The organism is Streptomyces griseus (genome assembly GCF_001715295.1).
Classification (GTDB): Bacteria; Actinomycetota; Actinomycetes; order Streptomycetales; family Streptomycetaceae; genus Streptomyces; species Streptomyces griseus_G.
In genome coordinates, this window is sequence record NZ_MDKB01000005.1 from 25,078 (window position 1) to 37,105 (window position 12,028).

Below are 12,028 nucleotides of genomic sequence, written 5' to 3' on the forward strand. Positions count from 1 at the left end.
CGGAGCCGGACGGCCGCGCTCCGTCAGCGAGCGAACTTGGCGATCGCGGCCGGGGTGACGGGCGTGAAGAAGTTGACGAGAGTGCCGTCCGGGTCGCGGAAGAGGAGCGACCGGTTGCCCCAGGGCATCGTGGTGGGCTCCTGGACGATGTCGGCCACGAAGCCCTTCAGGTTCCCGTGTACGCGGTCCACGTCCTCGACCAGGAACTCGATGATGACGCTGTGGTTGTCCGCCGGCCGGGCAGCGCCGGGCGCGAACATCGGAACGGTGCGGGTGCCGGCGATCGCCAGCGTGGCGGACGCAGTCCTGAGCTCGGCGAAGTCCTCGGTGGACCAGTTCGCCGCCACTCCGGTGACACGCTCGTAGAAGTCGACGAGGCGGGCGACGTCACCCGTGATGATGCGGATCGAGACGACGTTCATGCGGTACTCCAGATCGGTCGGTGCTGTGCCCCACACGCTAGAAGGGATACCGGACAGAATCCGCCCGGTATGTGCGGGAGACTTGCCGCATGTCCCGACCCGTCGCGCGCGTCCTCGTCCTGCTGGAACTCCTGCAGTCGGGTGGCCTGCGGACCGTGGCCGAACTCGCCGACCGGCTCGGCGTCGACGAACGCACGGTGCGCCGGTACGCCGATCACCTCCTCGACCTCGACGTACCCGTCGAGTCGGTGCGAGGCCGCTACGGCGGTTACCGGCTCGCCTCCGGCTACCGCATGCCCCCGCTCATGCTCAGCGACGACGAAGCCCTGGCCGTACTGCTCGGCCTGCTCGCGGGCCGCCGCGCGGGCCTGCTGACCGCCGCGGGCACGGCGAGCGACACCGCGGCCGCCAAGATCCGGCGCGTCCTGCCCGAACGGCTCGGCCGCAGGCTCGACGCCGTACTCGACTCCCTCGCCTTCACGGCTCCGCCCGGCACGTCGACAGCCCCCGAGGCCGGCGTCCTCCTTCCGATCGCCGACGCGGTGCGCCATCACCGGCCGGTCGCCCTCCGGTACGTCGCCGCCGACGGGCGGCGCAGCGACCGCACGCTGCATCCGCACGGGCTCGTGGCCCACTCCGGCAAGTGGTACGTCACCGGGGCGGACCTCACGGTCGGTGAGGACCGTACGTTCCGGCTGGACCGCATCGACCACGCGAGGACCCTGCCCGGCTCGTTCGACCCGCCCGTCTCCTTCGATCCGGCGGAGCGCCTCCTGTCGGTGCTCGCCACCGCCCCGTACCGGCACGAGGTGGCCGTGCTGGTGCGGGGAGCGGCCGACGCCGTCCGGGACCGGCTTCCGGCCGGCCTCGCCGTCGTGGCGGACGTGGCACCGGAGGACCGCCCCGAGCCGGGACCGGGGGTGTGGTCCCGCGTCGAGATGCGTGTGGAGCGGCTCGACTGGCTGCCTGCCGTACTCGCTTCGCTCGACCGTCCGTTCGTGATCGAGCGGCCGGACGAGCTCCGCGGACTCGTCATCGCGTTCGCCGCCCGGCTGGCGGACTCGGCAAGGAGCGGACCGCCCACGGAGGAATGACGTCCCCGCTGCCCTTCGGCCGGCCGCCGTCTCCGGCAACCGGTCCGGGCGGCCGGCCCGCCGGGTCCGCATACCGGCCTCGCGGGCCGCGTGAGGCGACTCGGGACTCCGGCTCCTGCGCTCCTTCCCCGGGAGGATCGACGGCTTCAGCACCCTGGAGACGCAGGCACCCACCGGGTGCTCCCCCGGGGGGCCGGTACCGGTCGACCGTCGCCGGAGGCGGGGCGCCGGAGCCCGGCGGCAAGGGCCGCCGGTTCCGTACCCTGGGTGGATGCGCATGCGCCCCACTTTGAGCTGGACCCCTACCGAGGACCTGTCGCCGGGCACGACCGATCTGCAGCCGGTCACCGACATGCTGAGCGCCGGCGGTGTCCTGGTGCTCAGCGGCGCGGGCATGTCCACGGAGTCGGGCATCCCCGACTACCGGGGCGAGGGCGGGAGCCTGAGCCGGCACACCCCGATGACCTACCAGGACTTCACCGCCGGCCCTCAAGCCCGCCGCCGTTACTGGGCGCGCAGCCACCTCGGCTGGCGTACCTTCGGCCGTGCCCGGCCCAACGCCGGGCACCGGGCCGTGGCCGCTTTCGGCCGGCACGGTCTGCTTTCCGGCGTGATCACCCAGAACGTCGACGGTCTGCACCAGTCCGCGGGCAGCACCGGCGTCGTGGAACTCCACGGAGGCCTGGACCGGGTCGTCTGCCTTTCCTGTGGGGCCCTCAGTACGCGCCGCGAACTCGCCGGGCGCCTGGCGGAGGCCAACCCGGACTTCGGTCCGGTGGCCGCCGCGATCAATCCGGACGGTGACGCCGACCTCACCGACGAGCAGGTCGGGGATTTCCGTGTGGTGCCCTGCACCGTGTGTGGCGGCATCCTCAAACCGGACGTGGTGTTCTTCGGCGAAGCGGTACCTCCCGCGCGGGTCGAGCAGTGCCGTGCACTGGTCCGCGCGGCGGCCTCGCTGGTGGTTCTGGGCTCCTCGCTGACGGTGATGTCCGGGCTTCGCTTCGTCCGCCAGGCGGCGCAGGAGGAAAAGCCGGTACTGATCGTCAATCGCGATCCGACCCGGGGCGACCGCCATGCCGTCACGCGCGTCGCGCTGCCCCTGGGAGCGGCCCTCACCACCGTGGCCGGCCGGCTGGGCGTCCCCGTCGGTGACTGAGGGCCGTCGGTGACCCCCGTACCCGGGCCCCGCATCGGCCGTACGGTGACGCCTGTACGACGTCGTGCTCCCACGGGCTGTCCCGCAGGTCCCGGTGGATCGGCGCGCGGCGTCGGACGGGGCACCGCACGGCGGAGGAACGTCCGCGTACGGGATGTACGGGGACGTTCCGGCAACGCGGCGAGGTGCCGTGGCTGACGCCGCGCGCCTGCCGTGAAGTGCGGGACAGCTCTTACCCGGTGTGCTCCGGGCGTAGGCTTCTGCCCGTCACGGACAGGGGGCGGAACGGATGACGGCCGAGGCAGTGCAGAGGTGGGGCTCGACCCTCGATTCGGTAGTGGTGTACGAGCAGGGTGCGGTCTGCCGCCGCCTGGCCCGGGGCAGCGTGCCGCCGGACGGCAGGGTGAGGGTCACGGGTCTTCCCCGGTCCATGGATCCCGGTTCGCTGCGGGCCCGCGTCACGGGTGCTGCAGGGATGCGCGTCGGTGAGGCCCGGGTGGAGGTGGAGGCGCAGCCGCTGGGCGGTCCGGCGCCCGACGGTCCGGCGCAGGAGGTCGAGCGGCTTCAGGACGTGGTCGCCGCGGCGCGGTCCCGCCGGGACCGGCTGACGGGCCTGATCGAGGAGATCGGGGCGCTGCGCCCGGTGCCGCCCACCCGCCGCCGTGAGGACCCGCACCGCCGGACGCCGGTCGACGCGTGGCTGGAGCTCGCCGACTTCGTGGACGAGCGCCTGACGGGCCTGCACACCCGCCTCGTCGAGGCGGAGGAGGAACTGCTCGAGGCCGAGCACCGGCTCGGCATCGCCGTGGACCGGCTCGCCCGCGCCTCCACCGACGCTCCGTCGGCGCACGTGGAGACCACGGTCTCGGCCCTGCTGGTCATCGACACCTCCGGCACCGGGCACGCGGAGGCAGAGGTGGAGCTCGAGCTGGAGTACGGGGTGCCGGGCGCCGTATGGGTGCCCACCTACCGGCTGTCCCACCGCCGGGGCGGGAGCAGCGGCCGGCTGGTGATGCGAGCCTCGGTCGCCCAGCGGACCGGTGAGGACTGGAGGGGTGTGTCCGTCGCCCTGTCCACAGCTGATCTGCGGCGCGACACCGGTCTGCCGAAACTCCGCTCGCTCCGGATCGGACGCCGGCAGCCCGCGTCCGTGCCCACGGGCTGGCGCGAACCCCCGGCGGGCCTCGCCGGCCTGTTCGCCGGGTACGACGCGGCGGGCCCCCGCCCGGCCGCCACCGCCGCGCCCGGGACCGCCGGATCCGTGCCCGCTCCCCCACCGCCCCCCGCCCCGCAGGGGTACGGCGGGGCCCCCGTCGTGGGCGGGAGGTCCCCGGAGTCCTACGGGACCCCCGTGCCCGCCCCGTCCGTGCGGGCACGTACCGGCGCCCCCGCGCCGACGGCGCCCGCGGCTCCGGGCGGAGCCCCACCGCCGCCGGTCACCGAGGTACCGGCGGCCGGGCCGCCGCAGCCGAGCGGCGACGAACTCGACTACGCCGCCCTCGTCCTGTGCGGCCCCGACGACGAGGCCGGCCGCAGGGGCCGGCTGTTCCCCGGCTCCCCCTTCGACCCGGTGGCGGCCGAACACCGCCGCCGCGCCGAGTCGGTGGCCGCGCTGCCGCTGCCGGGGCACGCCGTACGGCCCCGCGAGTCGGCGGGCTCGTTCGACCACCGCTTCGACACCGCCGCCCGCGCCGACATTCCCTCGGACGGCACCTGGCACACCGTCACCATCGGCGAGGTCCCCGTGGGTACGGACACCGAGTACCTGTGCATACCGTCCGTGGAACAGACCGTGTACGCGACGCTGGTCCTCTCCAACGCCACCGACCAGGCCCTGCTCGCCGGTCCGGTGGACGTCACCGTCGACGACGACTTCCTGCTGACCACCGCACTGCCCACGCTCGCCCCCGGCGCGGTACGCCGCGTCGGGCTCGGCCCGGCCGAGAGCGTCCGGGTCACCCGCCGTACGCATCTGCGGGAGTCCACCTCGGGGCTGCGCAACAACACCGCCGTGCTCGACCACCGCGTCCACATGGAGCTGGCCAACCGGCTCTCGGTCCCCGTCGACCTGGAGATACGCGAGCGGGTGCCCGTCACCTCCGATCCCGATGTCCGGATCGAGGAACGGCCCGGCTGGACGGCACCCGAGAACGGCCAGGGGCCCGACCGCCACGCCCCGGGCACCCGCGTCCGGCGGGTGGTGCTGCCTCCCGGCGGCACCGCCGAGCTCGACGGCGGCTACGAGATCCGCATCCCGGCCGGTAAGGCCCTCGTCGGCGGCAACCGCAGGAGCTGACCACGCCATGACCACAGCCCCGAAGCCGATCGCGCTTCCCGTCACCGCCGTCACCTGCCTGGAGGACCGCGCGCACGTCGAACGCGACGTCGTACTCGACCTGGAGGCTGGGGTCCGGCGACTGCGCCTGGGACCGGTCACCGCGCTGGCCGTCGACCGCACGCTCCACGCGGAAGTGACCGCCGGCCACCCGGCGACCGTGCTGGACGTACGGATCGTCCGCACCTGGACACCGCGGGCGCCGCTTCCGCTCACCGGCGAGGACTCACCCCTGCGTCTGCGGATACACGCCCTCGAAGAGGAGCGGCGCGCCCTCGGACAGCGGAGCGACCGGCTGCGGGCGCGCCGGGACCTCCTCGGCCGTCTCGCGGCCGATTTCCTGCGGGAGATCGGTGAGGGTGCCGGCTCGGGAGAGACCGACAGGCCTCGCTGGACCCGTGAGCTGGACCGGATCGACGACGAGCGCGCCGCGTGCGAGGAGCAGCTGCGTACCGCACAGGTGCGGTCGGCCGAGCTGGCGAAGGAGCTCGCCCAGGCCGGGCAGGCCCTGTCCGCGGCCGAGGAGGAGCCCGCCGAACTCGTCGGCCACATCGAGCTGACCGTGGACACCCCGGTCGCCGGGCGAGTCGGCCTGCGGCTGAGCCACCTCGCCCCGTGTGCGCTGTGGCGGCCCGCCTACCGGGCCGTCCTCGACGAGGGCTCCCCGACGGACGACGGTTCCCTGACCCTGGAGACCGACGCGATCGTCTGGCAGCGCACGGGCGAGGACTGGCACGACGTGCGGCTGACGCTGTCGACGGCGAGGTCGGCGCTCGCCGCGGATCCGCCGCGCCTGCGCGAGGACCGGCTGACGCTCACGGACCGTAGCGGCGCGGAGCGCCGTTCGGTCGACGTCGAACTGCGCGAGGAGGAGATCGGCACCCTGGGGCCGGCACCGGTCCTCGGCCTGCCGGGGGTGGACGACGGCGGCGAGGCGCGGGTGCTGCGGTCGCCGGCGCCGGTCTCCGTACCCGGCGACGGCCGGGCGCACCGCGTGCCGCTGTCCGCTTTCAGCACGCCCGCGCGCAGTGAGTACGCCTGTTCGCCCGAGCTTTCTCCCCTGGTCACCCGGGTGGTGCGGGGCGAGAACCTGGCCGGGCACGCGCTGCTCGCCGGCCCGGTGGAGCTCGTCCGTGACAGCGGCTTCAGTGGCCGGGGCACGCTGGACTTCACCGCCCCCGGCGCCCCCGTCGAGCTCTCCTTCGGCAGCTGCGACGACCACCGGGTGGTCCGGCGTGCCGAGGAGTCGCGCTCCTCCGCCGGGCTCACGCAGCGGACCGTCGTCACCCGTACGGTCCGGCTGCACCTGTCCCGGTTCGGCGCACCCGGTGAGCGGGGCGACCGCGTGGTCGTCCTGCGGGAGCGGATTCCGGTCTCGGAGGTCTCGGCGGTGGAGATACGGCTGCGGGAGGAGGCCTGCTCCCCCGCGCCCGGCGCGGTAGACGCCGACGGCATCGCCCGGTGGGACATCGTCCTCCCGCCCGGTGGCCATCGCACGGTGACCCTGGTCTACGAGCTGTCGGCGAGCGGCAGGGTCACCGGCCTCTGAGCTCGGGGACCGTCGGCCCGGCTTCTCCGACCTGATCGCCCTCTTCCAGCCGGAACGCATCCTCGTAGGGGGCTGGGCGGGTCTCCAGCCCGGTACGCGTTTCCTGGACCCGGTGCGGGCCCATGCCGCGTCGTACGCGCTCGCGTACCCGGCCTCGCACGTGCGGATCGAACTCGGCCGTCCGGGCCCGGACGCCGTCACCGTCGGGGCGGCGGCCCTGCCGCTCGCCGGCTTCTTCGAGCGGGGTGGCCGGCCCGAGGAGCCGGTGCCCGCATGGCGGACGACCCTGCGGGACCGGGCGGCGCACGGATGAGGTGACGTACCGGGGCGCGTCCTCCGGAGCTGTGGCGAGGCCGTCGCTCGTGTCCCCGTCCGAGCCGGATCCCTGGAGGGACGGGAGCCGTTCATCCCGCCCCTCCGGAGGGTGCGGCGGGTACACGCGCCGCGCTCCGGCGCCACCTCGGGTGCGGGGGGCGCCGGAGCCTGGACGCTCCACGGGTCCGAGCGCGGAGCGGGCTGCGCCGGTGTCAGCCGTTGGGCAGGATGACGGCCCGGCCGTTGATCTTCCCGGCGTGGAGCCGTTCGTAGGCACGCGGGGCCTCGTCGATGGAGTACGTCTCCACGTAGACCTCCACGGCTCCGGAGTGGGCGAGCTCGATCACTTCGGCGAGTTCCCGGCGCGTGCCCCAGTACGGTGCGGTGACCGACGTGGAGAACGGCAGGACGCCGAAGCCGACCGGAAGCAGGCCCCCGCCGATGCCGACGATGGTGATGTCGCTGTCGACGGAGGCGGCCGCGCCGGCCGTCCTCACGGTCGGTTCCGCGCCGACGAAGTCGAACACGACCCGGGCGCCGACGCCGCCGGTGAGCTCGCGGATCGTGGCGGCCGCGTTCCCGTCGGAGATCACGGTCTCGTGGGCGCCCACGGTCCGGGCAAGGGCCAGCTTCTCCTCGGAGACGTCGAGTGCGATGACACGGACCGCCGTCATGGCGCGCAGCAGCTGGATGGCCACGTGCCCGAGGCCACCGGCGCCGATGACCACGGCGGTGGTTCCGGGCAGGAGCTTCGGCAACGACCGCTTGATCGCGTGGTAGGGGGTGAGACCGGCGTCGGTGAGGGACACGGTCCTGACGGGGTCGAGGTCGCCGATCGGCACGAGGTGACGGACGTCGTCGACGATCATGTACTCGGCCATGGCGCCGGGGTTGCCGAGCCCCGGTGGGTTGATGCCGAGGTCGGCGGCGCGCAGGCAGTAGTTCTCCCGGCCCTCCGCGCAGTTCACGCAGGTGCCGCAGCCCCAGGGGCCGTAGACGGCCACGGGGTCGCCCACCGAGACGCCCTCGGCGCCCTCACCGAGGGCGGCGACGGTTCCGACGCCCTCGTGGCCGAGGGTGAGCGGCAGGGGGTAGGGGAAACCCTCCGCGGGCCAGCTCATCACCACGGAGTCGGAGTGGCAGACTCCGGCGGCGCTGACCTTGAGGAGGACCTGCCCGGGCCCCGGTTCGGGTTCGGGTATCTCGACGACCTCGGGCGCGGCGCCGATGGTGCGGTACTGGACGGCTTTCATGGCTCTCCTTCGCTCCCCCCGCTTCCTTTGTGAGCCCCCCGCTGTCCGTGCGCCACTCGGGCGAGGTCACGGAGCCGAGTAACCGCCGTCCACCAGGTGGTAGCTCCCGTGGATGAAGGAGGCACGGTCGGAGAGCAGGAAGGCGATGAGCTCGGCGACCTCCTCCGGTGTACCGAGGCGGCCCGCGGGGTGCAGCGAGATCAGGTGGTCACGGGCCGGGCCGTCGGTGTCGCGGAGCAGCGGGGTGTCGATGAAGCCGGGGCCGACCGCGTTGACGCGGATGTTCCTGTCCGCGTATTCGAGTGCGGCGGTCTTGGTGAGGCCGACGACTCCGTGCTTGGCGGCGACGTACGCCGGGGAGCCCGCGAAGCCGTTGGTGCCGAGGATCGAGGAGACGTTGACGATGGCGCCACCACCCGCGGCGAGGATGGCCGGGAGCTCGAAGCGCATGGAGTAGAACACGCCGCTGAGGTTGGTGGCGACGACCTTGTCCCACTCCTCGACGCCGTACTCACCCGTGGGGCGGGAGGGGCCCCCGATGCCGGCGTTGTTCACGGCGAGGTGCAGGGCGCCGAAGGTGTCGACGGCGTGCCGCACACCGGCCTCGACGGAGGCGGGGTCGGTGACGTCCAGGGCGACGGCGGCGGCGCGGGCGCCACCGGACGCCAGCTCGGCCACGGCCTCGCGGGCGGCCTTCTCGTCGTGGTCGGCGACGACGACGGTGGCGCCGCCCGCGGCGAGGCGCCGGGAGAGGGCGAGCCCGATGCCGGACGCACCGCCGGTGACGAGGGCGGTCCTGTGGGCGAACTCCGCCTCGGGGGCGGCGGGGAGGTGGGTGCTCATGGTGATGCGCTTCCTTGAGTGGTGCTGTGGGGCGGCGGGGTGTCCTGCCGGTGTTGCAACAGGTCCGCGGAGAGGGCGTCGAAGGCGTGTACGACGTAGGCGGGAAGGGCTTCGGGGCGTCCGCCCCGCACCCATGCCGTCTGGGCGGCGAGCAGCGCTCCGGCTCCCGCGGCCACGGCCACGGCGGGACGGAGGTCCCGACGGGGGTCGGTACCGAGCCGTTCCGCGAGGATCGCGACCGACTCCTCCTGGGCGTCGACACGGATGTGGTGGTAGGCCGCGTACAGGGTCGGTTCCTCTTCGGCCAGCAGGAGCAGGTCGAAGATGCGCGGCCGCAGGTGCCACGGCTCCGCCTCGGGGTCGTCGAGCCAGTCCAGGACGGCCCGGCGGTAGGCGAGGAGCGGCGGTTCGGCGGCGGGACGCGCGCGGAGGGCGCGGTTGATCCGGTCGCCGTCGCCCCGGACCGCGTCGAGCGCGGCTGCTTCCTTGCTCGGGAAGTAGCGGCTGAAGGTGCGGCGGTCGACGTCGGCCGCCTGGGCGATCTCCTCGACGGTCACCTCACGCAACCCGCGTTCGAGCACCAGCTCGAACGCGGCTCGCGCCAGCGTGTCCCGGGTCCTGCGTGCCTTGCGGCTGCGTCGCTCGGGGCGGTTCCCCATCGGATCCATGACCGCACCCTACACCCTCGAATGTCCCAATGGGACAGTTGTCACGATGGGACATTATAGGGAGACCCTGTCGGTGCGGCACCCCGCCCGCCCGGGACCGGGGCGGAAGGGCACCACCGTCAGTACTCGCTGTCGATCCCCGTCACCACGGCAGCCCCCAGCGGCGCATCCGCCTCCGCCACTCCGCTCTCCCGCAGCGCGGCCGTGGCCAGGCGGACCGCCCGTGCCTCCGCACCGGCGCGGTCGTCGGCATCGACCTTCAGCCGGATGGAGAAGGTGCCGCCGTCCCGCACCGTCAGGAGGTCCAGCTCCTCCGTCGTCCCGAACTCGGTGTTCTGCGGATCCCTGGGGCGCAGCCTGCGCTCCACCTCCGAGCGCGTCGCGTCGCTGACGCCGTGGACGAACGTGCCGGGGACGGTGATGACGTACGTGGTCACAGTTACTCCTCACGTGTGCGGCCCTCGCCGTACCGGCCGGGCTCCGGATGTCAGGGGGTGCTCCCGGAAGGGCCTCGCTCCCCTCGTACCCCCTGCGACGGATCTGTCGCCCCGTCCGGCCGGCCGAACCGGAAAGACCCGGCACGTCATGCCGGAGACCGGCGGTGCGGGATGGACTCCGCGGGATGTGACAGCGTGGGAACGCGGCCGGCCGGCCGCCGCGCCCGCACTCCCCCGGGGCCGGGCGCGCAGCACCGGAAAGAGGAGAGAACATGTCGAAGCCGCCGCTTCCCGACGCCGCGATCGCCATGCTGCGGAAGGCCAACCCGGCCGTCATCGCCACCCTCCGGGCGGACGGCCAGCCGGTCTCCACGGCCACGTGGTACCTCTGGGACGACGGCCGGGTACTCGTCAACATGGACGAGGGCCGCAAGCGCCTCGACCATGTGCGGAGGGACGCCCGGGTCACCCTGACCGTGCTCGACGCCGCCGACTGGTACACCCACGTCACCCTGATCGGGCGCGTCGTCGAGATCCGCGACGACGCGGGCCTCACCGACATCGACCGGCTGTCCCGTCACTATCTCGGCCAGCCGTACAGCCGGCGGGACCGGGCGCGGGTCAGCGCCTGGATCGAGATCGACCGCTGGCACGGCTGGGGCGGACTCCGGGACAGCGGCCAGGCCACGGGCTGAACGGCTCCGCCCCCGGTCCCCCGTCGTCGGTGGCCGGCCCCACCGCACGTGGTACCGCCTCGATCGAGGCGGTACCACGTGCGGACATCGGCCACCCGGAGGGCGGGAGTCAGCGGGCCAGCAGCGCCCGCAGGGCCCCGGTGACCTCGGCGGGGGACTCCTCCGCCATGAAGTGGCCGCTGGTCGTCGTGGTGTGGACGAGGTCCGGGGCCCAGGCGCGCCACAGCGCGGCGGCGTCGTATCCGAGGGCGGACCCCCAGTCCTGCTGAAGGACGGCGACCGGCATCGGCAGTACGCGGCCGGCAGCGCGGTCGGCGCGGTCGTGCTCCACATCGATGCCCGGCGAGGCACGGAAGTCCGCCACGATCGACGGCACAGCGGCCCGGCAGGCGTCCAGGTAGGCGGCGCGGATCTCGGCCGGAACGGCCTCCGGGCTCACTCCCCACCGGTCGAGGAAGTGACCGAAGAAGACGTCCGGGCGGGCGGCGATCATCTCCTCGGGCAGGCCCGGGGGCTGGGCCATCAGGTAGAGGTGGAAGCCGACGGCCGCGGAGACACCGTGCAAGGCGTCCCACATGTCGACGAGGGCGATGCGGGTGGTGTTCGGCGTGCTGGGTCCGTTGCAGGCGCGGGCCGCGGTGGGCGATTTCGCGGTGGCCGACGGGGAGGCGGCGGCGGTCGCGGAACTGGCTCGACGTCACGAGAGGCCGCTGGCCGTCGTGTTCGTGGCGTGGTACGAAGCCCTGCGGGCCGCGGAGCTGGAGGGCCGTGCCGCCGGGACGGTCGCGTACGCGCGTGCCGTCGGTCTCCTGGAAGGGTGCGGGATGCCCGGGCTGGCGGCGGGGCTCCCCGCCCTGACCCGGCTCTCCTGGCCGGTGCGGGAGGGACGGTTGCCCCGGCCGGGCGACTTCGCCGGCCTGGACTGGGGTCCGTACGCCCCGTGGGTACGGCCGTTGCTGCTGGCCGGGGCCGGCAGGGCGGAGGAGGCGCGGGACGCCCTTGACGTCGCTCCGCGGCCCCCGCGCGACCTGCTGGCGGAGGCCATGTGGTGCGTGCTGGGCCGGGCGGCGCTCGCCGTCGGCGACCGCCGGGTGATGGAGCGGGCCGAGGCTGAACTGAGCCCCGCCCGAGGAGAGTTGGTCGGCGCGGGGAGCGGGCTGATCTCGTTCGGCCCCGTGTCGGGCCATCTGGACGCGCTCGCCGCGGGGCTCGGGAGGGGCTGACCGGCCGCAGCCCGCGGCCGCAGGAGCTCTCCGGT

11 protein-coding genes and 2 pseudogenes are annotated in these 12,028 nt (G+C 74.1%); 7 read left to right on the forward strand and 6 right to left on the reverse strand.

The genetic code is table 11. The annotated features are described in order from the left end of the window. Window positions 1-23: 23 nt before the first annotated feature. On the reverse strand, window positions 24-422 hold the full coding sequence (locus BA175_RS24970; RefSeq protein ID WP_069173774.1) for a VOC family protein: 399 nt from the start codon (window positions 420-422) through the stop codon (window positions 24-26). An 89-nt stretch (window positions 423-511) separates the two neighbouring features. Between BA175_RS24970 and BA175_RS24975 the strand changes: the two genes are divergently transcribed. The 5 genes and pseudogenes from BA175_RS24975 to BA175_RS24995 form a co-directional block, all read left to right on the forward strand. Next, entirely contained in the window at window positions 512-1,516 is a 1,005-nt protein-coding gene (locus BA175_RS24975) for a helix-turn-helix transcriptional regulator (RefSeq protein ID WP_069173775.1), read from the forward strand. A 271-nt stretch (window positions 1,517-1,787) separates the two neighbouring features. Then, complete coding sequence (locus BA175_RS24980; RefSeq protein ID WP_069173776.1) at window positions 1,788-2,675, forward strand: NAD-dependent protein deacetylase; 888 nt, start codon at window positions 1,788-1,790, stop codon at window positions 2,673-2,675. A gap of 289 nt (window positions 2,676-2,964) precedes the next feature. Further along, window positions 2,965-4,971: a DUF4139 domain-containing protein gene (locus BA175_RS24985; protein WP_069173777.1), complete on the forward strand. Its 2,007-nt coding sequence runs from the start codon at window positions 2,965-2,967 to the stop codon at window positions 4,969-4,971. A gap of 7 nt (window positions 4,972-4,978) precedes the next feature. Then, window positions 4,979-6,559, forward strand: a complete 1,581-nt coding sequence (locus BA175_RS24990; RefSeq protein WP_069173778.1) for a mucoidy inhibitor MuiA family protein — start codon at window positions 4,979-4,981, stop codon at window positions 6,557-6,559. Window positions 6,560-6,578: 19 nt separating this feature from the next. Next, window positions 6,579-6,872, forward strand: a pseudogene (locus tag BA175_RS24995) (sugar kinase); the annotation flags it as partial. A gap of 214 nt (window positions 6,873-7,086) precedes the next feature. Here the strand turns inward: BA175_RS24995 and BA175_RS25000 are convergent. From BA175_RS25000 to BA175_RS25015, 4 genes are all read right to left on the reverse strand, one after another. Next, window positions 7,087-8,127, reverse strand: coding sequence for an NAD(P)-dependent alcohol dehydrogenase (locus tag BA175_RS25000; protein ID WP_069173780.1), 1,041 nt, complete (start codon window positions 8,125-8,127; stop codon window positions 7,087-7,089). Window positions 8,128-8,193: 66 nt separating this feature from the next. Beyond that, entirely contained in the window at window positions 8,194-8,970 is a 777-nt protein-coding gene (locus BA175_RS25005) for an SDR family NAD(P)-dependent oxidoreductase (protein ID WP_069173781.1), read from the reverse strand. After that, window positions 8,967-9,638 carry a TetR family transcriptional regulator gene (locus BA175_RS25010; RefSeq protein WP_069173782.1) on the reverse strand — a complete coding sequence of 224 codons (672 nt, stop codon included), beginning with the start codon at window positions 9,636-9,638 and terminating at the stop codon, window positions 8,967-8,969. Before BA175_RS25010 ends, BA175_RS25005 begins: the two co-directional genes overlap by 4 nt. 119 nt (window positions 9,639-9,757) lie before the next feature. Further along, window positions 9,758-10,075, reverse strand: coding sequence for a hypothetical protein (locus BA175_RS25015; RefSeq protein ID WP_069173783.1), 318 nt, complete (start codon window positions 10,073-10,075; stop codon window positions 9,758-9,760). 272 nt (window positions 10,076-10,347) lie between these two features. Between BA175_RS25015 and BA175_RS25020 the strand changes: the two genes are divergently transcribed. After that, a complete protein-coding gene (locus BA175_RS25020; protein ID WP_069173784.1) occupies window positions 10,348-10,770 on the forward strand; it encodes a PPOX class F420-dependent oxidoreductase in 423 nt (140 codons plus the stop codon). Between the two features lie 109 nt (window positions 10,771-10,879). Here BA175_RS25020 and BA175_RS25025 read toward each other — a convergent pair. Then, a pseudogene (locus BA175_RS25025) lies at window positions 10,880-11,353 on the reverse strand (alpha/beta hydrolase); the annotation flags it as partial. On the opposite strand from BA175_RS25025, the gene BA175_RS25030 reads away from it, so the two are divergent. Further along, a complete protein-coding gene (locus BA175_RS25030) occupies window positions 11,346-11,993 on the forward strand; it encodes a hypothetical protein (protein WP_069173785.1) in 648 nt (215 codons plus the stop codon). The pseudogene BA175_RS25025 and the gene BA175_RS25030 sit on opposite strands and share 8 nt — an antisense overlap. Window positions 11,994-12,028 lie beyond the last annotated feature (35 nt).

Coding starts and splice junctions, on each gene's coding strand:
- BA175_RS24970 (WP_069173774.1), bottom strand. CDS start 422: ATGAACGTCGTCTCGATCCGCATCATCACGGGTGACGTCGCCCGCCTC.
- BA175_RS24975 (WP_069173775.1), top strand. CDS start 512: ATGTCCCGACCCGTCGCGCGCGTCCTCGTCCTGCTGGAACTCCTGCAG.
- BA175_RS24980 (WP_069173776.1), top strand. CDS start 1,788: ATGCGCATGCGCCCCACTTTGAGCTGGACCCCTACCGAGGACCTGTCG.
- BA175_RS24985 (WP_069173777.1), top strand. CDS start 2,965: ATGACGGCCGAGGCAGTGCAGAGGTGGGGCTCGACCCTCGATTCGGTA.
- BA175_RS24990 (WP_069173778.1), top strand. CDS start 4,979: ATGACCACAGCCCCGAAGCCGATCGCGCTTCCCGTCACCGCCGTCACC.
- BA175_RS25000 (WP_069173780.1), bottom strand. CDS start 8,127: ATGAAAGCCGTCCAGTACCGCACCATCGGCGCCGCGCCCGAGGTCGTC.
- BA175_RS25005 (WP_069173781.1), bottom strand. CDS start 8,970: ATGAGCACCCACCTCCCCGCCGCCCCCGAGGCGGAGTTCGCCCACAGG.
- BA175_RS25010 (WP_069173782.1), bottom strand. CDS start 9,638: ATGGATCCGATGGGGAACCGCCCCGAGCGACGCAGCCGCAAGGCACGC.
- BA175_RS25020 (WP_069173784.1), top strand. CDS start 10,348: ATGTCGAAGCCGCCGCTTCCCGACGCCGCGATCGCCATGCTGCGGAAG.
- BA175_RS25030 (WP_069173785.1), top strand. CDS start 11,346: ATGTCGACGAGGGCGATGCGGGTGGTGTTCGGCGTGCTGGGTCCGTTG.